Annotated in this window: 23 protein-coding genes; 6 read left to right on the top strand and 17 right to left on the bottom strand. The window is 72.8% G+C overall.

Annotated features, from left to right (window positions below; genetic code table 11):
* Positions 1–47: 47 nt before the first annotated feature.
* Positions 48–1007 (top strand): tripartite tricarboxylate transporter substrate binding protein, encoded by a 960-nt coding sequence (locus tag GWK16_RS17335; RefSeq protein WP_170055240.1) that lies wholly within the window; start codon positions 48–50, stop codon positions 1005–1007.
* 4 nt (positions 1008–1011) lie between these two features.
* Here GWK16_RS17335 and GWK16_RS17330 read toward each other — a convergent pair whose 3' ends face one another.
* The 6 genes from GWK16_RS17330 to GWK16_RS17305 are packed head-to-tail and all read right to left on the bottom strand — an operon-like array spanning position 1012 to position 5754.
* A complete protein-coding gene (locus GWK16_RS17330) occupies positions 1012–1602 on the bottom strand; it encodes a DUF2585 domain-containing protein (protein ID WP_338144499.1) in 591 nt (196 codons plus the stop codon).
* Entirely contained in the window at positions 1590–2723 is a 1134-nt protein-coding gene (locus GWK16_RS17325) for a benzoate/H(+) symporter BenE family transporter (protein WP_170055239.1), read from the bottom strand. The genes GWK16_RS17330 and GWK16_RS17325 overlap by 13 nt, the downstream gene beginning before the upstream one ends.
* Positions 2723–3091, bottom strand: a complete 369-nt coding sequence (locus GWK16_RS17320) for a helix-turn-helix domain-containing protein (protein WP_168043207.1) — start codon at positions 3089–3091, stop codon at positions 2723–2725. The genes GWK16_RS17325 and GWK16_RS17320 overlap by 1 nt, the downstream gene beginning before the upstream one ends.
* Positions 3088–3621, bottom strand: a complete 534-nt coding sequence (locus tag GWK16_RS17315) for a Smr/MutS family protein (protein ID WP_170055238.1) — start codon at positions 3619–3621, stop codon at positions 3088–3090. Before GWK16_RS17315 ends, GWK16_RS17320 begins: the two co-directional genes overlap by 4 nt.
* A complete protein-coding gene (locus GWK16_RS17310) occupies positions 3618–4325 on the bottom strand; it encodes a LutC/YkgG family protein (RefSeq protein ID WP_170055237.1) in 708 nt (235 codons plus the stop codon). The genes GWK16_RS17315 and GWK16_RS17310 overlap by 4 nt, the downstream gene beginning before the upstream one ends.
* A 4-nt stretch (positions 4326–4329) precedes the next feature.
* Positions 4330–5754 carry a LutB/LldF family L-lactate oxidation iron-sulfur protein gene (locus tag GWK16_RS17305; protein ID WP_170055236.1) on the bottom strand — a complete coding sequence of 475 codons (1425 nt, stop codon included), beginning with the start codon at positions 5752–5754 and terminating at the stop codon, positions 4330–4332.
* A gap of 164 nt (positions 5755–5918) precedes the next feature.
* Between GWK16_RS17305 and GWK16_RS17300 the strand changes: the two genes are divergently transcribed.
* On the top strand, positions 5919–6428 hold the full coding sequence (locus GWK16_RS17300) for a fasciclin domain-containing protein (protein ID WP_170055235.1): 510 nt from the start codon (positions 5919–5921) through the stop codon (positions 6426–6428).
* 213 nt (positions 6429–6641) lie between these two features.
* On the opposite strand, the gene GWK16_RS17295 is transcribed toward GWK16_RS17300, so the two are convergent.
* From GWK16_RS17295 to GWK16_RS17280, 4 genes are all read right to left on the bottom strand, one after another.
* Positions 6642–7370 carry a 2OG-Fe dioxygenase family protein gene (locus GWK16_RS17295; RefSeq protein WP_338144498.1) on the bottom strand — a complete coding sequence of 243 codons (729 nt, stop codon included), beginning with the start codon at positions 7368–7370 and terminating at the stop codon, positions 6642–6644.
* Complete coding sequence (locus GWK16_RS17290) at positions 7367–8140, bottom strand: (Fe-S)-binding protein (protein WP_170055234.1); 774 nt, start codon at positions 8138–8140, stop codon at positions 7367–7369. Before GWK16_RS17290 ends, GWK16_RS17295 begins: the two co-directional genes overlap by 4 nt.
* 67 nt (positions 8141–8207) lie before the next feature.
* Complete coding sequence (locus GWK16_RS17285) at positions 8208–9176, bottom strand: Bug family tripartite tricarboxylate transporter substrate binding protein (RefSeq protein WP_170055233.1); 969 nt, start codon at positions 9174–9176, stop codon at positions 8208–8210.
* A gap of 57 nt (positions 9177–9233) precedes the next feature.
* On the bottom strand, positions 9234–10085 hold the full coding sequence (locus tag GWK16_RS17280; protein ID WP_170055232.1) for a SirB1 family protein: 852 nt from the start codon (positions 10083–10085) through the stop codon (positions 9234–9236).
* A gap of 144 nt (positions 10086–10229) precedes the next feature.
* Between GWK16_RS17280 and GWK16_RS17275 the strand changes: the two genes are divergently transcribed.
* Positions 10230–10904: a hypothetical protein gene (locus GWK16_RS17275; protein ID WP_170055231.1), complete on the top strand. Its 675-nt coding sequence runs from the start codon at positions 10230–10232 to the stop codon at positions 10902–10904.
* 200 nt (positions 10905–11104) lie between these two features.
* Here GWK16_RS17275 and GWK16_RS17270 read toward each other — a convergent pair whose 3' ends face one another.
* Positions 11105–11599 carry a GcrA family cell cycle regulator gene (locus GWK16_RS17270; RefSeq protein WP_170055230.1) on the bottom strand — a complete coding sequence of 165 codons (495 nt, stop codon included), beginning with the start codon at positions 11597–11599 and terminating at the stop codon, positions 11105–11107.
* A gap of 175 nt (positions 11600–11774) precedes the next feature.
* Here GWK16_RS17270 and GWK16_RS17265 point away from each other — a divergent pair, with 175 nt between their 5' ends.
* Both GWK16_RS17265 and GWK16_RS17260 read left to right on the top strand, forming a co-directional pair.
* A complete protein-coding gene (locus GWK16_RS17265) occupies positions 11775–12260 on the top strand; it encodes a winged helix-turn-helix transcriptional regulator (protein ID WP_170055229.1) in 486 nt (161 codons plus the stop codon).
* Positions 12253–13608, top strand: a complete 1356-nt coding sequence (locus GWK16_RS17260) for an MATE family efflux transporter (RefSeq protein ID WP_170055228.1) — start codon at positions 12253–12255, stop codon at positions 13606–13608. The genes GWK16_RS17265 and GWK16_RS17260 overlap by 8 nt, the downstream gene beginning before the upstream one ends.
* On the opposite strand, the gene GWK16_RS17255 is transcribed toward GWK16_RS17260, so the two are convergent.
* The 6 genes from GWK16_RS17255 to GWK16_RS17230 form a co-directional block, all read right to left on the bottom strand.
* Complete coding sequence (locus tag GWK16_RS17255) at positions 13609–14193, bottom strand: nitrile hydratase subunit alpha (RefSeq protein WP_170055227.1); 585 nt, start codon at positions 14191–14193, stop codon at positions 13609–13611.
* On the bottom strand, positions 14193–14486 hold the full coding sequence (locus tag GWK16_RS25770; protein ID WP_170055226.1) for an SH3-like domain-containing protein: 294 nt from the start codon (positions 14484–14486) through the stop codon (positions 14193–14195). Before GWK16_RS25770 ends, GWK16_RS17255 begins: the two co-directional genes overlap by 1 nt.
* Complete coding sequence (locus tag GWK16_RS25765) at positions 14483–14776, bottom strand: SH3-like domain-containing protein (RefSeq protein WP_170055225.1); 294 nt, start codon at positions 14774–14776, stop codon at positions 14483–14485. Before GWK16_RS25765 ends, GWK16_RS25770 begins: the two co-directional genes overlap by 4 nt.
* 43 nt (positions 14777–14819) lie before the next feature.
* Positions 14820–15704: an SH3 domain-containing protein gene (locus tag GWK16_RS25020; RefSeq protein ID WP_248291444.1), complete on the bottom strand. Its 885-nt coding sequence runs from the start codon at positions 15702–15704 to the stop codon at positions 14820–14822.
* Between the two features lie 44 nt (positions 15705–15748).
* Entirely contained in the window at positions 15749–16120 is a 372-nt protein-coding gene (locus tag GWK16_RS17235; protein WP_170055224.1) for a DsrE/DsrF/DrsH-like family protein, read from the bottom strand.
* A gap of 148 nt (positions 16121–16268) precedes the next feature.
* Positions 16269–17090: a HesA/MoeB/ThiF family protein gene (locus tag GWK16_RS17230; RefSeq protein ID WP_170055356.1), complete on the bottom strand. Its 822-nt coding sequence runs from the start codon at positions 17088–17090 to the stop codon at positions 16269–16271.
* A gap of 80 nt (positions 17091–17170) precedes the next feature.
* On the opposite strand from GWK16_RS17230, the gene GWK16_RS17225 reads away from it, so the two are divergent.
* Positions 17171–18436 (top strand): MgtC/SapB family protein, encoded by a 1266-nt coding sequence (locus tag GWK16_RS17225; protein WP_170055223.1) that lies wholly within the window; start codon positions 17171–17173, stop codon positions 18434–18436.
* Position 18437 lies beyond the last annotated feature (1 nt).

The following is an 18437-nucleotide window of genomic DNA, read 5'->3' as shown; positions in this document are numbered from 1 at the left end:
TCCGCCGGACTCCCGGCACATCAGCGGTCCGTTCCCAGGAGGACCGCATGACGACGCTGACCCGCCGCGCCGCCCTCGGCGCCCTGATCGCCACCCCCCTCGCCGCGCCGGCGATCGCGGCACCCTGGCGCGCGGACCGGCCGGTCGAACTGGCCGTCGGCTTCTCGGCGGGCGGCGGCACGGACATCGTCGCGCGGCTGTTCGCCCGGCATCTCGAACCGCGGCTGGGCCAGCCGGTCACCGTCACCAACCGGCCGGGCGCCTCCTCCGAGATCGCGCTGACCTACGTCGCGCGGGCACGGCCCGACGGTCTGGTGCTGGGGCTGACCAACATGCCCTCCTTCGTCACCGTCCCAGTGGAACGTCGCGCGCAGTACAACCTCGACAGCTTCACCTTCGTCGGCAACGTGATGACCGACCCGACCGGCTTCATGGTGAAGTCGGACGGGCCGATCCGCGACATGGCGGACCTCGTCCGCCTCGGCCGCGAACGTCCGGAGGAGATCGTCGTCTCCACCTCCGGCATCGGCACCGACGACCACCTGTTGCTGGTGATGCTGGAACGCGCGACCGGCGCGCGCTTCACCATCGTCCACTACAACGGCGCGCCGCAGCAGCGGAACGCGATGCTGGCCGGCCAGGTGCAGGTGAACATGGTCTCGATCGGCGAATACGCGCCGACGCCCGAGGGCATGCGCTACATCGCCCATGCCGGCGCCGAGCGCAGCCGCTTCGCCCCCGACACGCCGACCCTACGCAGCATGGGCATCGACATCGAGATGTATTCCGAACGTGGGATCGTCGTGCCCAGGGCCACACCCGCGACCATCGTCGAGCGCCTGCGCGAGGCGGTGAAGGACGCCGCCGAGGACCCCGCCACCCGCCGCACCTTCGAGGCCCAGTTCATCGAGCCGAACTACGAGCCCGGCGAGCATTGGGAAGCGCGGATGCGCCGCGTGCAGGGCGTCTACGCCGACCTCTGGCGCCGCCAGCCCTGGATCACCTGAGGCGCTACCGCCCGACGCTCGGCGGCGCGCCCTGCATCTGCCACTCGCGCACCGCCTCGATCGGCCAGAGCAGCATCAGGATATTCAGCGCCAGGTTGTCGCGGATCATCCAGGCCGCGACACCCTCGAGCGCCAGCACGACGAGCACCGAGGCCGCCACCGGCAGCCGCGCCGCGAGGAAGAATCCCGCCAGCATCGCGACGCCATCGCCGAAGGAATTGACGATGCTGTCGCCGTAATAGTCGAGCGAGGCCGTGACCGCGCGATAGCGGTCGATGATCAGCGGCGTGTTCTCCGCGATCTCCCACGCGCCTTCGATCGCAAGCGCGGTGACGGCGCGCCAGGCGACGCTCCAGCCCGGCCGCAGCCAGCGCAGCAGCGCATAGAAGACGAAGCCGTGCGCGAGGTGCGACAGCGTGTACCAGTCGGTCAGGTGCTGCGAATTGCCCGAGGACCAGACATCCCCGTGCCACAGCTTCACCTCGCCGCAGGCGCAGATCGGCAGCCGCCCCATCGCGAACTGCGTGCCCGCCACGATGGCGAGAATCCCCGCCATCGTCGCCCAGGGCACCCAGCGCGCCGTCACGCCCGCCACCGCGCCAGGATCATCATCGCGCCCCCTGCCAGCAGGCCCCAGAAGGCCCCACCGATGCCGAGGAACGCAACACCCGAGGCCGTGACCACGAAGCAGACCAGCGCCGCCTCGCGACCCTGGGGCGCATGGACGGCGCCGAGCATGGCGCCCCCGAAGGGCCCGAGCAGCGCCAGCCCCGCCACCGCCTGGATCAGCACGGGCGGCGCCGCGGCGACGAAGGCGGTCACCCCGCCGGCGAGCAGCCCGAAGACGACGTAGGTGGCCCCCGCCACCACCGCCGCGATCCAGCGCCGCGCCGGATCGGGCCCCGCCCCTTCGCCCGCGCACAGCGCCGCGGTGATCGCCGCGAGGTTCACCGCATGCCCGCCGAAAGGCGCCGAGGCCAGGCTGAAGGCGCCCGTCGTCGCGAAGAGCGGCCCCGCCTCCGGCCGGTAGCCATTGGCCGACAGCACCGCGAGGCCCGGGATGTTCTGCGAGGCCATGGTCACGATGAACAACGGCAGCGCGATGCCGGTCAGCGAGGACAGCGAGAAGCCCGGCATCACCAGCACCGGGTCCGGCACCCAGCCCTGCGTCGGCAGCGGTGCCGAGGCCGCGATCACGCCGACCGCCACCGCCACCGCCGCCGGCACCGCCAGCACACGGTTGATCCGCGCCACCACCGCCCAGGCAATGATGATCGCCAACCCCGCCACCGGCTGCTGCGCCACCGCGCGCACCGGCGCGAGGCAGAGCGTGAACAGGATTCCCGCCAGCATCGCATTCGCGAGCGGCGCCGGGATCGCCGCCACCGCCCGCCCCAGCGGCTTCCACAAGCCCGCCACCGTCAGCAGCACGCCGCAGAGAAGGAAGGCCCCGACCGCCTCACCGAAGCCACCCGCCGGGGCGGCGGTCGCGGCGAGCAATGCGGCGCCGGGCGTCGACCAGGCGACGCTGATCGGCAGCCGCAGCCGCAGCGACAGCACGATGCCCGCGAACCCCATGGCGATCGACAGCGCCATCAGCCCCGAGGCCGCCTGCGCCGGCGAGGCCCCGACCGCGACCAGCCCCTGCAGCACCACGGCGAAGGACGACGCGAAGCCGACGAACCCCGCGAGAAGACCGGCCGAGACTGCCTGCATCACCGCTTTCCTTTCGGCAGGCGGTCGAGTTCCGCCTCCATTCGTGCCGCCGCCTCCGGCGTCAGATGCCGGATCTCGCGCGCGAGGCGGTTCGCGAAATCGGTGATCTCAGGCGCGAGGCCGGAGGTATCCAGCACCACGCGCGGGTGCGATTGCCGCGCGAGCCGCGCGAGTTCCTCCGCATCGTCCCAGATCAGGCCGAAGAACTCGTTCACCTGGTGCACCAGGCCCGCGCTCGGCTTGCCGCGCTGCCCGTGCTCGAGCGCCGAGAGATAGGCCGCCGAGACCTGCAGCGCCGCGGCGAGGTCCTTCAGCGTCACGCCGCGCTGCGCGCGCAGTTCCCGCAGCCTGGCCCCGAACGGCGTCATCGCCGCCGCCGGAGCAGCAGATGCACGGCACCGGTATTCGCCCGGTGCGGATGCGCGGCACCCAGCAGGATCCGCCGCAAATCGGGCGCGTTCAGCCAATGCGGCAATTCCCGCCGCAGCACGCCGCCCTCGGGCGAGGAGCCGCGGCCGGTGATGACGGCGACGCAGCGCAGCCCTTCGGCATAGGCATCGGCCAGGAAGGCGCGCACGGCGCCATGCGCTTCCTGCGCGAAGCGGCCATGCAGGTCGAGCGTGCGCTCGGGCTTCACCTTGCCGCGCCGCAGGTCGCGCCAGCGCCGGTCGTCGAGCCCGGAAGGCGGCGCGTTCACCACGATGTCGGGCGGCGCCCAGCGTGGCGCGGGCGCGGCCGGCGTGGGCGATGGCGCGGCAGGCGGTGCGGCGACCGGGACGGGCGGCGGGGCGGACTCGGGCGGCAGCTCGCGCCCGGGCAGGGGCACGATCTCCGCCGCATAGGCCCGCCACAGCGCGCGATCGGCCTCGGTCAGGCCGCGCGGGCGGCGGCGGGTCATGCCTCCGGCAGTGCGGCCGGGTCGTCGTCGACCAGCACGATGTGCAGCCGCCGCGGCCCGTGCGCGCCGAGTTCCAGCGTCTGCTCGATATCGGCCGAGCGCGAAGGCCCGGTCACCAGCATCACGTTGCGCGGCATGAAGCCGCCGGTGACGGGATCGGTGCGCTCCGCGCGCAGCCGGTCCCAGGCTTCCTCATAGGCGCCGACGATGCGCGAGGCGCGCAGCACGACGATCTCGGTCTCGGCGAGAAGGTTGAGCGTGGTCGGCCGCTGCGGGTCCGAGGGCAGCATCAGCGTCCCCGTCTCCGCGATGGCGGCGAAGCCGTGCTGGACGGAGACGGTGTCGGTCGGCTGGGCGCGCCGCGCCTCGAATTCCAGCAGGGGCTTCTCGGCCCAGGGCAGCGCGGCGAGCTCGTCGTTCGGCGCGAGGACGAAGCGCGGCGCGAGGTTCTGCTGCGCCAGGTAGTCCGCGACCGCGCCGGGCACCTCGGCGGCGGAGGCGACGCGCGCGACGGTGCCGAATTCCTTCTCGACGTTCTTCACGAACAGCGTCACCTGCTCCGGCCGCGGCAGGCGGGACCGCTGCGGGATCAGGTGGCGCGGATGGGTCGCGAGGCGGCCTTCCAGCATCGCGCGCTGGTCCGCCGGCAGCGGCCCGCGCTTCAGGCCGCGGCGGATGGCGCCGAGGATCGCATCCTTGCTCATCGCCTCAGCGCCCCCGCTGCATCTTCGCGTAGCGGTCCATGAAGGTGCCGCCCTCCGGCACCGGCAGGTCGCGCCCCTGGGTCCAGCCGCCGGCGAACGGCATGGAGCGCAGCGCCCCCTTGCCCTGCGCGAGAAGCCGCAGCGTCCCCACCGCCATCTTCGTCGCGAAGCGATAGAGCCCCGGCCGCTGCGCCACCCAGGCCCACAACGCGAGGTTACTGCGCACCGTCGCCGGCGTCAGGTGGCGCTCGAACTCCCGTTCCCGCCAATGCCGCATCATGTTGGGCAGCGGGATCTTCATCGGGCAGACGCTCTCGCACTTGCCGCAGAAGGTCGACGCATTGGGCAGCAGCCCGGCCTTGTCGACGCCGACCAGCGCCGGCGTCAGCACGGACCCCATCGGCCCCGGATAGACCCAGCCATAGGCGTGCCCGCCGGTCGCGCCATAGACCGGGCAATGGTTCATGCAGGCCGCGCAGCGGATGCAGCGCAGCATCTCCTGGAACTCGGACCCGATCATGTTGGACCGGCCGTTGTCGATCAGGACGACGTGATATTCCTCCGGCCCGTCGAGGTCGCCCGGCCGCCGCCCGCCCGTGCTGAAGGTCGTGTAGACGGAGAAATCCTGCCCCGTGGCGGACCGCGCCAGCAGCCGCAGCAGCGATGTCGCGTCCTCGAGCGTCGGCACCACCTTCTCGATCGACGCCAGCGCGATGTGCACGCGCGGCAGCGTCTGCGTCAGGTCGCCATTGCCCTCGTTCGTGACGATCACGGACGATCCGGTCTCGGCGATCAGGAAGTTCGCGCCGGTGATGCCGACATCGGCGGCGATGAAGCGCTCGCGCAGCTTCGTCCGCGCCTCGGCGAGGATGTCGCGCCGTTCGTTGAACACCCGGTCCGCCGGCAGATCGGTGTGCATGCGGCGGAAATCCGCCTCCCAATCCTCGCGGTTGAGGTGGAAGGCCGGGGCGATGATATGGGACGGATGCTCCTTGCGGAGCTGGATGATGTACTCGCCAAGGTCGGTCTCGACCGGTGTGACGCCGTTCTTCTCCAGATGGTCGTTGAGGGCGATCTCCTCGGAGATCATCGACTTGCCCTTGGTGACCGTCCTAGCGCCCGCCTGGCGGCAGATCTCGAGCACCGCGGCGCGGGCGTCCTCGGCGGTCGAGCACCAGTGCACCTTGCCCCCGGCGCGCTCGACATTCGCCGCGAAGGTCTCGAGGTAGAAATCGAGGTTCGCGAGGGTGTGATTCTTGATGTCGCGCCCGATGTCCCGCAGCTGCTCGAATTCGGGCAGGCGGGCCACGGCCTCGGCGCGGCGCTGCAGGAAGGCGCCCTTCGCCTTGCCGAGCGCCTTCTGCAGCCCCGCATCCGCCAGGGCGCGGGCCGCATTCTGCTTGAAGGCGGGGGAGGTGATCTGGACCAAGGAAATATCCCGACGGAGACGCTGCGGAAGCGCCCAGTCTAGCGCGAATGGCGGCCCATGACAGGCGGGGACGTCTCAGGGCTTGCCCTATGCCGCCCAGGGCGCGAAAAGGCCGCGCCCCGTGACCGGGGCCCGATTCGCGCCGTTACAAGGAGATGCGCCCGGTGATCACGCGTCGTTCCCTCTTCGCCGCCGGCGGCGGGGCCCTGATGCTCGCGGGCTGCGAGACTGCCCAGGTCGCTGCCGATGGTCGCTTCCCGATCATGGATGTCCTCGGGATCATTCCCGAGGTGTCGGACTTCCGCTCTGCCCTGCGCCGCGCGGACCTCGACGATCTCCTCAAGGGCCCCGGCCCCTATACCGTCTTCGCGCCGACCAACACCGCCTGGGGCGGTGCCCCGCCGGATTTCCGCAACGCCAACCCGGCCACGCTGCGCAACCTGATCGCGGCCGGCCGCCTGCGCCTGCCGGACATCGCCGCCCGCGGCAACCGCGTGCGCATGCTCTCGGGCGTCGACATCCGCGTGGTCGGCGGCACCCCGGCCGAGCCGCGCATCCAGGCGGCCCGCGGCAACGCCGCGCCGTCGGGCGCCTCGGGCAGCATCGTTCGCCCGAACATCCTGTGCAGCAACGGGATCATCCACGTCATCGGCGCGGTGCTGATCCCGAGCTGAGGCTGAATTCACCGGAGGGGCGCCGCCCCTCCGGACCATCCCGCCAGGGGCCTGCGGGCCCGTGCACCGCGGATTCCCCGCTGCGGGCGCGGCAAGCCGCGCCGATGTCCCGTCAGGGATACATGCGCGCAAGCGCGCGTACCGGTTCCCAAAGGTCCTTCGGCCTTTGGCGGGGAGAGCCAGAGAGGGGCAGCGCCCCCTCTCGGTCCAGCCTTACCCCGGCGCGCCGCCCCGCTTCCAGGTCAGCACCAGCACGTCCCGGCAGGACGGCAGCGCCGGATCGGCGGGCGCCACAGGCGTCACCCCGTGCATCACCCGCGGATCGTCCACCATCGCGGTGTCCAGCGGGTCCTGCAGGACGAACTGTGCCAGGCGGTGGCCGGCATCGTCCTCGATCACCGTCTCCCCGCCCGTCAGATTCGTCCGCGCGATCATCGCGATCAGCACGAAATCCACGCCGTCGTGATGCACGCCCTCGGGCGTCGGGAATCCCGGCGCGCCGGCGGCGGCCTCGATGCGGAACTGGTGCGCCTCGACGAACCAGGGTTGCGGGCCGTGCAGCGCCTCGGCCATCGAACGGCCGAGGTCCAGCAGCGCCGTCAGCGGCGCCGAGGCCGCGACCGCGTCCTCCATCGCCGCGAACCACCGATCCACGCCACCATTCAGCGTGTTGTGCACCACCGCCTGGAAATGCGGCCGGTGCGGCCCGCGGACATGGCCGGGCACCCCGGGTTCAGCGGCGAAGTTCGCGATGCGCCGGCGACGGTAGCGTCCGCCGTCGCGCATGAAGGCATCGGTCTCGAGCCGCCCCCAGGAGGCGAAGAAGGGCGCGAGCGCCTCGGCCCGCCCCGCCTCGCCCATCAATCCGATGAGGGTCGTGCCCGGGACCCGGGCGAAGCCCTTCGCCGCCAGGTCGGCCAGCGGTCCCGCCGGGGCCGTCACCGCGACCCGCCTTCGCCGATCGGCGCCACGTCGTTCGTCATGCCTGCCAGCACCTCCGCCACATGCCGCGCCTTCACCGGGCTGCCCTCGCGCTTCAGGCGGCCGGCCATGTTCAACAGGCAGCCCAGGTCGCCGGCGAGCAGCGTGCCCGCGCCCGTCGCCGCGATGTCGCGGCACTTGTCCGTCACCATGCGCGTCGAGATGTCGGGATACTTCACGCAGAAGGTGCCGCCGAAGCCGCAGCAGATCTCGGGCTCGGCCATCTCGGCCAGGGTCAGCCCCGCGACGGTGGCGAGCAGCGCGCGCGGCTGCGCCTTCACCCCCATCTCCCGCAGGCCCGAGCAGGAATCATGGTAGGTCACGCTGCCGTCGAAGCGCGCGGCCACCTTCTCCATCTTCATCACGTCGCGCAGGAAGGAGACGAGCTCGTGCGTCCGCTCCGCCAGCGCCTCGGCCTTGGCGCGGTATTGCGGGTCGTCCTCGAACAGCGACGGATAGTGGTGCGCCACCATCCCGGAACAGGACCCCGAGGGCGCGACCACGTAGTCGTAGCCGGCGAAGGCGTCGATCGCCTGTCGCGCGAGGTCCTTCGCCGCCGCGCGGTCGCCGCTGTTGTACGCCGGCTGGCCGCAGCAGGTCTGGGCCGGCGGCACCTCGACCAGGCAGCCCGCCTGCTCCAGCAGCCGGATTGCCGCGAAGCCGACGGTCGGCCGGTAGAGATCCACCAGGCAGGTGACGAGGAGCGCGACGCGCGGCTTGCTCTGCGACATGGGGCGGAGAATAGGGACCGCGTCGTCCTGGCAACAGTCCCCGATGCCCGACCTGGACGCCGCCCTGCTATTCGACACGGATGCCGGCCTGGCGCACGACCCGGCCCCATTTCTCGCTCTCGGAGCGGATGAAGGCGGCGAGCTGCTCGGGGGTCGAGGACGCGCCGTCCACGCCGGCCCCCTCAAGACGCTGGGCCACCGGGCGATGGGCGATCGCCTCCTGCACGGCCTGCGACAGGCGCAGCACCACCGGCGCCGGGGTGCCGGCGGGCACCATGACGCAGCCCCAGGACGTCGCCTCGGCCTGCGGGTACCCGGCTTCGGCGATCGAGGGCACGGTCGGGATCAGCGGATGGCGGCGCGGCCCGGTGGCGGCGAGCGCGGTGATCTGCCCCGAGGTGATGCTGCCCGCCGCGCCGGCGATCTGCATCAGCATCATCTCGATGTTGCCGGCCACGAGGTCGTTCACCGCGGCGCCCGAGCCGCGATAGGGCACGTGCACCATGTCGAGCCCAGCCTGCTGGCGGAACAGCTCGGCAGCCGTATGGGTCGATGCGCCATGGCCCGAGGAGCCGAAGGAGAACTTCCCGGGATTGGCCTTGGCCAGGGTGACGAACTCCGCGAGCGTCCGCGTGCCGAGCCGGTTGGTCACCACGATCGCCATGTCGGCCGTATAGGCCATCGACACCGGAGCGAGGTCGCGATCCGGGTCGAAGGCCATCTGCCGGTAGATGTGCTTGTTGGTGGACAGCAGCCCGGTGACGCCCATCAGGATGGTGTGGCCGTCGGGCGGCGCCTTGGCGACGATGTCCCCGCCGATGTTCCCGCCCGATCCGCCGCGGTTCTCGACGATCACCGGCTGGCCGAGCGTCTCGCCCATCCGGTCGGCGATGATGCGCGCCGCGACGTCGGTGCTGCCGCCGGCGACGAAGGGCACGATGAAGCGGATCGGCCGGTTGGGCGACCAGGCGGGCTGGGCGTTGGCGCGCGCGAACGGCGCGGCGAGACCAGCCGCGAGCAGCAGACGACGATTCATGGGGTGGACGATCCTCCGGCCTTGCTTGTTGGGGCCGGAGACTACGCGCCTGCGGCGTCAGTTCAACCGCTGGCGCAGCTCGATCGTCAGCGCGCGGATGCGCGCCGCCGCATCGCCGTCCGGCACCAGATCGAGGAAGCGGTCGAAGCAGGCGAGTGCCGCGCCGATGCGCTCGAGCCGCTGGTTCATCAGCCCCGCCTCCCGCCACAGCGGCGCGGCATCGGGTGCGAGGCGCAACATGTCGTCGGTGCAGTCGAGCGCACCCTTGAGGTCGCCCGCCTTCAGCCGCCGCAGCTTGATGTTGTTCTGCAGGCGCAGCAGGACCTCGCGCTTGCCCATCGGACGCAGAAGGCCCGGGCGCAGCTCGGCTGCCTCGCCCTCGATGCGCTTGAGCAGGCTGCGCAGCGCCGGGGCCTCGAGCGGCTCGCCGCCGCCGAAGACGTCGATCACCTGCTGCGCGCGCTCGCCTTCCAGCGCGATCAGGAAATGGCCGGGAAAGTCGACGCCGTGCGCGCCCCAGCCCGCGGCCTCGGCAGCGTGCAGCCACAGGATGCCCAGCGCGACCGGCAGGCCGCGCTTGCGCTCCAGCACGTGGATCAGGTTGGCGTTGGCAAGGTCGTCATAGGTCTCGGCATCGCCGGCGAAGTGGAACAGTTCATGGATCACGCGCGTGAGCACGGCGCGGCGCGCGGACAGATCGCCACCATCCGCGTTTGGATCGGCCGCGGCGGAGGCGACCGCGAGGCGCGCCACGCCGGTGAGGGTCTCGGCGGCGCGCCGCCAATCGGCGGCGGGCGCATCGATGCGGGCGAACTGCAGCGCCGTCGCGGCGAGGTCGATCTCGGCGTCCGGCAGCTGGCCCGCGGCCTCGAGCGCGGCGCGGGCCTCGTCCTGGGGGGAAGCTGGCATCCCTGTAGTCTCGGCGCGGTGGCCGACCGCATCAAGCGACGGCTGGGTCCTCACGGTTTCGTGGTTGCCTGTTTCTTTCGAATGATTAACGTTCCGGCATGAGGACGTCGTGCGCGATCGTGCGCCCGATCGAAGGGGAACCCGATGCCGTACCCGACCGCCGCGCGCCGCCGGATGGCCATCCTGGCCGCATGTCTCCTCGGACCCTCCGTGCTGGCTGGGTGCGGCAGTTCGGTCGCGGACAGCACCGCCCTGGCTGGCGAGGGACGGCCGGGGCCGTATCCCGGCACCATCACCTTGTCGTCGGAACCGCCGGGCGCATCCTGCGTGCTCACCAACACGGCGACGCAGGCGGTGATCGGCACGGTGACGACGCCGGCGCAGGTGGCGCTGCCGCGCAGCACCGCGATCGTCGAGGCGCGGTGCACGGCGGTCGGCCGGATGGACACCGTGGCCATGCTGCGCCCGGTGCGGGACTTCGCGCCGGACATCCATCATCCGCAGCCCACCGGTCCCACGGCGGTGATCCAGGTGGCCGACGCGGTCCGGACGGGCCGCACCCGCCGCTACATCGATACGACGGTGGCGATGCCGCCTGCCCGCTTCGCGTCGGCACAGGCCCGGGACGCCTGGTTCGCCGACCGCGCGGAAGCGATCCGCGCCGCAGCCGCGCCCGGCATCGCGCGCGCCGGGCGGTCGCCCGCGGCGACCATCGACACGGCCGAGATCCTGCAGGGCTACCTGGCCGACGATCTGGCGCGGCTCGATCAGCAGAAAGCGGCGTCGACGATCGAGGGCGGATCCCCGCGGCGGGGCTAGGGCGCACGCCCAGAGGTACGGCGCGTCGTCAGCCGTCCGGGCTGGCGACCTCTACCGGCCGCCCGGCACCGGACCGGAGCCAACAAAAAGCGCCGGACAGGCGGTCCAAGCCCGCCCTACCCGGCACCTGTTCCTGAGGGCCTGAGGCCATCAGACCCTTGGCGGGACGACCTGGAAGGGCGGAGCCCCTCCGGCGGGCCTCAGGCCGCGTCCTCGCGCCGATCGCGCGGCTTCACATAGGCAAGCGCCGCGTGCTCGGTGCAGTACGGCTTGCCGGCCATCGGTTCGCTGCCGCAGAAGCGGAACCCGCTGGTGCCGGGCTCGCCGATCGGCCAGCAGCAACTCCGCGCGCCGAGGCGCGGCCGGGCCGACGGGAAGCCGCGAACGACCGGGACCGGGGCGGCGGCGACCGCCGGCACGGGCTGCGGCGCGGGCGCCACGGCCGCACGCACCACCGGCGCGGGCGCAAGGCGCTGGATCGGCGCCGGCACGGGGCGCGGAGCCCGCGGCACCGGGGCCGGTCGCGGCGCCGCGTCCCGACGAATGGGGCTCGGACGCGCGGACAGGTTCAGGCGATGCGCCTTGCCCACCACGGCATTCTTCGAAATACCCATCCGGCGACCGATCTCCGCCGTCGAGTGACCCTCGGCCCAGAGCGCCTTCAGGCGCTCGATCGCCTCCGCCGTCCAGTCCATGGCTGAACTCCCCCGATGTCCCCCAGACACAAGATACAGTAGGCAAAAGGGTGGCTAGGACACAAGCACTGCGATGGTGCAGAGCCACAGAATCCTGTGGACAAGACTCGGCGCCGGCTTACTTGCAAATTGAAAGCTTTTCGGCTCCGATGCGCCGGTCACTGGATGACCCGCCATGCAACGGACCGACTTCGCCCGCATGCGCTGCCCCGTCGCCCGCGCCATGGCGGTGCTGGGCGAGCGCTGGACCATCCTGGTGCTGCGGGAGGCGTTCGCCGGCACCACCCGCTTCGACGCCTTCGAACGCAACCTCGGTATCGCGCCGAACATCCTCTCGACGCGCCTGTCCGCCCTGGTCGAGCACGGCATCCTCGAGCGCGTGCCCGATGGCGGGCGGCACGCCTATCGCCTCACCGAGCGCGGGCGGGATGCCTTCCCGCTCTACCTCGCCATCCGCGACTGGGGCGCGCGGCATCTCTCCGGCCCGGAAGGACCACCCACCGTGATGATCGACATCCTGACCGGTGCGCCGGTGCAGGCCCCGGACCCGCTGCGCGCCGACGGGACGCGGATCCTGCCGGAGGAGGTCCGCATCCTGCCCGGCCCCGGCGCGAACGACGCCGTGCGCCGCCGGTTCGGCGAGGGCCGGGCCGATGGGTGACGCGGGCACCACGGCCGCCGCGCCGGCACCCACCCTGGCGACGCGGGATCGCATCCGCCGCATCCTGGCACTTGCGGCACCGACCACGCTGCTGGCCGCGACGCAGGTGGGCGCCCTGCTCATCGAGCCCTGGCTCGCGGCGCGGCAGGGCACGCTTGCGTTGGCGGGCTGGGCGCTGGTGCTGCCCTTTGCGTTGCTGCTCGGCCAGATGTCGGCTGGCGCCATGGGCGGCGGCGTCGTCTCGGCCATCGCCAGGGCGCTCGGCGCCGGCAACCGCGAGGAAGCGGCCGCCCTCGCCACGCATGCGCTGGTGATCGCCTGCGCGGGGGCGGCGCTCTTCGCCATTCCGCTCGCCCTGTTCCCGCACGCGGTGCTGGGCCTGATCGGCGGACCGGAAACGGCGGCCGCCGCGGCCGGCTACTCCGCGTTCCTGTTCGGCGCCGGCGCCTTGCCGACCTGGCTGGCGAATACCCTCGCCTCCATCCTTCGCGGTGGCGGCCGGCACGCACTGGCGGCGCGGGGGATCATCGGGGCCTGGGTCGCCTTCCCGCCCCTCGCCTGGCTGCTGATGGAACCCCTCGGCATGGGCCTGCCAGGCGCGGGCCTCGCCTTCGCCATCGCGATGTGGGGCGCCGCGGCGGTCATGGCCGCCGCCGTGATGGCGGGCGGGGCCGGCTTCACGCCGGCGTTGCGCACGCCGATGCGCGGGGCCTATTTCCAACGCATCCTCGCCGTGGGGCTGATCGCCTGCGCCATGGCGACGATCGCGAACCTCGCCACCATCCTCGTCACCGCCCGCATCGCCCGGCACGGCGCCGCGGCCATCGCGGGCTACGGCATCTCGGCGCGCATCGAGTTCCTGATGGTCCCGCTCGCCTTCGGGGTCGGCTCTGCGCTCACCGCCCTGGTGGGTCGGGCCGTCGGGGCGCGGGATTGGGCGGAGGCGCGGCGGACGGCCTGGGCCGGCGGGGCACTCGCCCTCGGCGTCACGGCCGCCGTCGGCATCCCCGTGGCGATCTTCCCCGCGACGACGGCCGCACTCTTCACCACCGATCCCGCCGTGCGCGTCATCGCGACGGAGGCGCTGTCGATCATCGGATGGGCGATGCCAGGCTTCGGCATCGGCATGGCGCTGTATTTCGCCGCCATGGGGGCGGGCCGGATGGCCTGGCCGGTGGCGGCCGCCCTCAGCCGCATCGGCCTCGCGGTCGGAGGCGGCTGGGTCCTGTCGGACGTGATGGGCCACGGGCTGACCGGCCAGTTCGTCGCGGTCGCCCTCGGCATCACCGCCTATGGCGCGATCTGCGCCGCGGCGGTCCGGCCCGGCGTCTGGCCGGGCCGCGGCTGATCAGGCCGGCTTCGCGACCGCGACGCCGACCAGGGCGTCGCGGGTGACGAGGCTCGCGAGCCGCGCCTCGTCCCAGCCTTCCGTCCCCGCGGGGCGCATCGGCAGCACCATCCAGCGATAGTCGGCGGTGCTGTCGACGACGCGGACCTCGACGCTGTCCGGCAGGTTCAGGCCCCATTCGGCCAGGACCGCGCGCGGTTCGCGCACCGCCCGCGACCGGTAGGCGAAGGATTTGTACCAGTTCGGCGGGTAGCCCAGCACCGCGCGCGGGTAGCAGGAGCACAGGGTGCAGACGACCAGGTGATGCCGCGTCGGCGTATTCTCGAGCACGCCGAGCGGCGGCGCGCCGGCCATCGACACGCCCATCGCCTCGGCCGCCGCCTTGCCGTCGGTCAGCAGCAACTGGCGATAGGCCGGGTCGGTCCAGGCCTTGGCGACCATGCGCGCGCCGGTCTCGGGGCTGGCCTTGTCGGTATTGGCCTGGCGCTCGGCGATCTCGGCCTCGGTGACGATGCCCTTGGCCTCGAGCGCCGCCATCAGGCGGTCGAGCAACGCGAGGCTGTCGGGGCGCGGGGGGGCGGCCATCAGGCTTCCTCCAACCAGTGTTCGAAGACCTCGACCATGATGGTGTCGGCCGGCTTGCCCTCGTGCCAGATCGGCTCCTGCTCGAAGAGCACGTGATAGAGCGTGCGCTTCGGCGCGGGTCGGGCGAAGGCAAGGTCCTCGGGGTTCGCGAAAGCGCCGAGGGGACGCACGATCGTCCCCCGGCGGCCGCGGATGTAGTGCGGCGTGCGGATGTGGCAGGGGCCGCGGCGCTCGGGCCAGTCGTCCTTCACGCGCACGGCCGCGCCGGGGGCGAAGCGGGGCGCGTCGCTCATTCCATCACGTCCTTCTGGACATGGCCCTTCTCGATCATCAGCGCGGTGATCGAGCGCAGCCAGCGCTCGTAGTAGCCGAGGGCGAAATACTCCGGCTCGGGGATGCTCTCGATGCCGCGGCGGAGTTCGTCCACGGTCATCAGCCCCTTCTGCGCGAGGACCTGGCGCAGCGCATCGACCTTGCGGCCGAAGCCATCGGGCGGAACCTCGTCATGCTCGACGGGCGTGCAATGGAAGCGGGCGAGGCCACCGATATCGTGGGTCGCCGGGATGGGAGTGTCGTCCGACATGGACGCGAGGCTAGGCCGGCCGGCGCCGGCCCGGCAAGCGGTGCTACTTCACTTCCTCATCCGGCAGCACGCCCCACACATCGGTGCGGCGGACATAGCCACGATGGTCGCCGACCTGCGCCTCGCACCACGCGTTGTGCGCCTCGCACTGGCGGAGCCGGACGATCACGCCGGGACGCAGGCGCGCCACGGGGTTGGCCGTCTCCTCGGGCCGGCGACGGAGGACGACCTCGGCGTTCGGCGCACCGCGCACGATGGCGCTGCGCCGGCCCATCAGGGTCGACTGGTGGACCCAGCCCTCGGTGCCCTCCGGATCGCGGATGCGGCGCCAGAGCTCGAATTCGCGGGTGATCTCCACGGGCAGCTCACGGCGCTGATAGGTCCATTCGATGGGGAATCGCGTGCCCGGGCCGGTCCGCAGGTTCACCTCGTCGGACCGCAGCGCGGCGAAGCGGGGCAGCGGCAGGTTGGTGACCGAGCCGATGGACTGCTGCGGTTCCGGCGGCGGCGCCACCGGCGCGGGTTCGGCGGGGCGCGGGGCGGCCGCGGCGCCGGCCGCCGCACCGGCGGCGCCCGCGGCAGCCCCGGCGCGGCGCGACGTGGTGCCCTGGCGTGCCGCCGAGGTGCCGCCTGGCGGGCGGGCGTCGGGCCGCGAGGGCGGACGCACCACAGGCGCGGCGGCCTGCGGACGCGCCGGGTTCGGCCGCTGCTGGGCCTGCGGCCGGCTCGGAGGCGCGGGCGCGGGCGTCGCCTGCCGCGGCGGCGTGGCGGGGGCGGTGGCCGGGGGCGTCGTGCTCGGTGCAGGCGCGCCGCCCGGCCGCTGCGGCGGCGGCAGGCTTCCCGCCCCGCCGAGGCTGGACTGTGCCAGCGCAGGCGTGGCGCCAAGCAGCGCCAGCATCACGAATCCGGAGCGCAGGGCCGTTGTCATGCCCCTGTCTCTCCCCCCGCCCCCCACCCGGTCAAGCAAGCGCGCTACAGCGCAACGATCTGCCCATCGCCGACCGCGGCCAGGAAGGTGGCGATCCCCGCCACCTCGACGCCGGGGGCCAGCGTCCGGGCGGCGAGTCCTTCCGCCTTCAGCCCCGCCTCGCAGGCGATCAGCCGCACGCCGAGTTCGGCGCAGGCCGGCAACAGCGTCGCGATCCCGGCCACGCCGCGGGCGACGATCCGGGCTTCGCGGGGGTCGTCGAGCAGCGGCGTCGGATCCAGCAGCAAGGCGCAGCCGGCGTTGGTCACGAACAGCGTCGCCTCGCGCCCGAGCGCGGCGGCGCCGGCGGCGACAACCAGGGCGTAATGCGCCCTTTCATGCGTGCCAGCTTCCAGCAGGATCCCGAGCCGCGTCACTCTTCACCCCCCCAACACATGCCGCGCCGGCGCTCCCGGCCTGCGGCGAACGGGCCCTGGCGACGCCACCCCGAGGCGGCCCCGCCTCCGCCCCGACGCGGGCGCGGGTCGTGCCCGCCGGGGACGCCATTCCGCGCCCTGGTCCCGATCAGATGGCGCAGACCGGCGCGGCAGGCTCCAGATGGGCGGCCAGGTCGGTGATCGCGGGCTGGTCTCCGCACAGCGCGCAGCCCGGATCACGCTTGAGCCGCACCGTGCGGAAGCGCGCATCGAGCGCGTCCCACAGCAGCAGGCGCCCCTTCAACGGGTCGCCGATGCCCATGATGAGCTTCAGCACCTCGGCCGCCTGCAGCGTGCCCATCACGCCGGTCACCGCCCCGAGCACCCCCGCCTCGGAACAGGTGGGCACCAGACCGGGGGGCGGCGGTTCCGGGTGCAGGCAGCGATGACAGGGGTGCATGCCGTCATAGCCGGCGAAAACCGACAGCTGGCCCTCGAAGCGCAGCACCGCAGCGCTGACCAGCGGGCGCTGCAGCAGGTGGCAGGCATCGCCGAGCAGGAAGCGCGTCGCGAAATTGTCGGTGCCGTCGCAGACGATGTCGTAGCGGGGGATCAGGTCGAGCGCCGCCGCGACGTCCATCCGCCGCGCATGGACCTCGACGCGCGTGCCGGGATTGAGCGCCGCGAGCGTCTCCGCGGCGCTTTCGGCCTTGTTGCGGCCGATGCGCGCGGTGGTGTGCGCGACCTGGCGCTGGAGGTTCGACAATTCGAGCACGTCGTGGTCGATCAGGCCGATCGTGCCCACACCGGCGGCGGCAAGGTACAGCGAGAGGGGCGAGCCCAGCCCGCCGGCCCCGACCACCAGCACGCGCGCCGCGCGCAGCTTCGCCTGGCCGATCGCGCCCACCTCCTCGAGCAGGATGTGGCGCGAATAGCGGTGCAGTTCCGCCGTGGTGAAGTCGAGGTCCATGGCCCCGATATGGGCGCGCCGGACCGTCCGGCGCAACCCGCGGCCTTGCGGCCGGCGGCCGCGCCGCGCGAAATGCCGCCATGCATGGTGACGACCTGATCCGCCGCCTGGCGGTCGCCCTGGCCATCGGGCTGCTGGTGGGCGCCGAGCGGCACTGGCGGGAACGCGACGAAGCGGCCGGCAAGCGGACCGCAGGCGTGCGTACGTTCGCCCTGGTCGGATTGTCGGGCGGGATCGTGGCGGCGCTGGCCAGCCCGCTGGGCCAGCTGGGCGCGGCGGTGCTGCTCGGCGCCGGCCTCCTCGCGCTGATGGCGGCGCTGATCCCCTTCGCGCTGCGGGAAGCGCAGGCCGAGAACCGCTACAGCGCCACCGGCCTCGTCGCAGCGGTGGCGACCTATGCGCTGGGCGCACTGGCCATGTCGGGGGACGCGGAGGCGGCCGGCGCGGCGGCGGTCGCGATGACGGCCGTGCTGGCGGCGCGGGACAGCCTGCACGGGCTGATGGCGCGCATTACCTGGGTGGAGCTCCGCTCGGCGATCCTTCTGCTGTCCATGACCCTGGTGGCGCTGCCGCTGGTGCCGGACGTGCCGATCCCCTGGCTGGCCGGGGTGAATCCGCACAAGGTCTGGACGCTCGCCATCCTGCTCGCGGGGATCTCCTTCCTCGGCTACCTCGGCATCAAGCTCGGCGGCGAAGGGACCGGGCTGCTGCTCGCGGGCGCGGCGGGCGGGCTGGTGTCGTCCACCGCCGTGACGCTGTCCAATGCGGCGTCCTCGGCGAAGGGCGGTGCGGCGGGCGCCCTGGCGGCCGGCGCGCTGGTGGCGGGCGTCGTTTCGTGCCTGCGGACCGCGGTGCTGGCCTTCCTGGTGGCGCCCGACACGGCGCTCTTGCTGTGGCCCGCGCTGCTGGCGGCCGCGGTCGCGATGGGGCTGGTGGCCGCCGTTCTGATGCGGCGCCGGACGCCCGCGTCGGATCCGGCGACGCCCCCGGGCAATCCCTTCGAGATCGGGGCCGTGCTCCGCATGGCGCTGTTGCTGGCGGGCGTCGGTGCCCTGGCGAAGTTCGGCTCGGAACGACTGGGCGAGGCCGCGGTGATCGTGATCGCGGCGGTGACGGGCCTGACCGACGTGGACGCCATCACCCTGTCCGTGCCGCTGCTGGCACCGGGGACCATCACGACGGCACTGGCGGCGCAGGCCGTCGCGGTGGCGGTGGCGAGCAACATCGTCGCCAAGGCGGTCTACGGCGTCACGCTTGGCGACGCGCGCTTCGGGCGGATCTTCGGTCTGGGATCGGCCGCGGGCCTCGCCGCCGGAGCAGCGGCCCTGTTCATCACCGCCGGCTGAT

The sequence above is a fragment of the Neoroseomonas marina genome, assembly GCF_012927745.1.
Classification (GTDB): domain Bacteria; phylum Pseudomonadota; class Alphaproteobacteria; order Acetobacterales; family Acetobacteraceae; genus Neoroseomonas; species Neoroseomonas marina.
The sequence above is the reverse complement of the archived record's forward strand: the minus strand, read 5'-3'. Positions and strand labels throughout refer to the sequence as shown.

Bases quoted from the DNA above. Each gene is read 5' to 3' on its own strand.
- GWK16_RS17335 (WP_170055240.1), top strand. From the start codon at position 48: ATGACGACGCTGACCCGCCGCGCCGCCCTCGGCGCCCTGATCGCCACC.
- GWK16_RS17325 (WP_170055239.1), bottom strand. From the start codon at position 2,723: ATGCAGGCAGTCTCGGCCGGTCTTCTCGCGGGGTTCGTCGGCTTCGCG.
- GWK16_RS17320 (WP_168043207.1), bottom strand. From the start codon at position 3,091: ATGACGCCGTTCGGGGCCAGGCTGCGGGAACTGCGCGCGCAGCGCGGC.
- GWK16_RS17315 (WP_170055238.1), bottom strand. From the start codon at position 3,621: ATGACCCGCCGCCGCCCGCGCGGCCTGACCGAGGCCGATCGCGCGCTG.
- GWK16_RS17310 (WP_170055237.1), bottom strand. From the start codon at position 4,325: ATGAGCAAGGATGCGATCCTCGGCGCCATCCGCCGCGGCCTGAAGCGC.
- GWK16_RS17290 (WP_170055234.1), bottom strand. From the start codon at position 8,140: ATGTCGCAGAGCAAGCCGCGCGTCGCGCTCCTCGTCACCTGCCTGGTG.
- GWK16_RS17285 (WP_170055233.1), bottom strand. From the start codon at position 9,176: ATGAATCGTCGTCTGCTGCTCGCGGCTGGTCTCGCCGCGCCGTTCGCG.
- GWK16_RS17280 (WP_170055232.1), bottom strand. From the start codon at position 10,085: ATGCCAGCTTCCCCCCAGGACGAGGCCCGCGCCGCGCTCGAGGCCGCG.
- GWK16_RS17275 (WP_170055231.1), top strand. From the start codon at position 10,230: ATGCCGTACCCGACCGCCGCGCGCCGCCGGATGGCCATCCTGGCCGCA.
- GWK16_RS17270 (WP_170055230.1), bottom strand. From the start codon at position 11,599: ATGGACTGGACGGCGGAGGCGATCGAGCGCCTGAAGGCGCTCTGGGCC.
- GWK16_RS17265 (WP_170055229.1), top strand. From the start codon at position 11,775: ATGCAACGGACCGACTTCGCCCGCATGCGCTGCCCCGTCGCCCGCGCC.
- GWK16_RS17260 (WP_170055228.1), top strand. From the start codon at position 12,253: ATGGGTGACGCGGGCACCACGGCCGCCGCGCCGGCACCCACCCTGGCG.
- GWK16_RS17255 (WP_170055227.1), bottom strand. From the start codon at position 14,193: ATGGCCGCCCCCCCGCGCCCCGACAGCCTCGCGTTGCTCGACCGCCTG.
- GWK16_RS25770 (WP_170055226.1), bottom strand. From the start codon at position 14,486: ATGAGCGACGCGCCCCGCTTCGCCCCCGGCGCGGCCGTGCGCGTGAAG.
- GWK16_RS25765 (WP_170055225.1), bottom strand. From the start codon at position 14,776: ATGTCGGACGACACTCCCATCCCGGCGACCCACGATATCGGTGGCCTC.
- GWK16_RS25020 (WP_248291444.1), bottom strand. From the start codon at position 15,704: ATGACAACGGCCCTGCGCTCCGGATTCGTGATGCTGGCGCTGCTTGGC.
- GWK16_RS17230 (WP_170055356.1), bottom strand. From the start codon at position 17,090: ATGGACCTCGACTTCACCACGGCGGAACTGCACCGCTATTCGCGCCAC.
- GWK16_RS17225 (WP_170055223.1), top strand. From the start codon at position 17,171: ATGCATGGTGACGACCTGATCCGCCGCCTGGCGGTCGCCCTGGCCATC.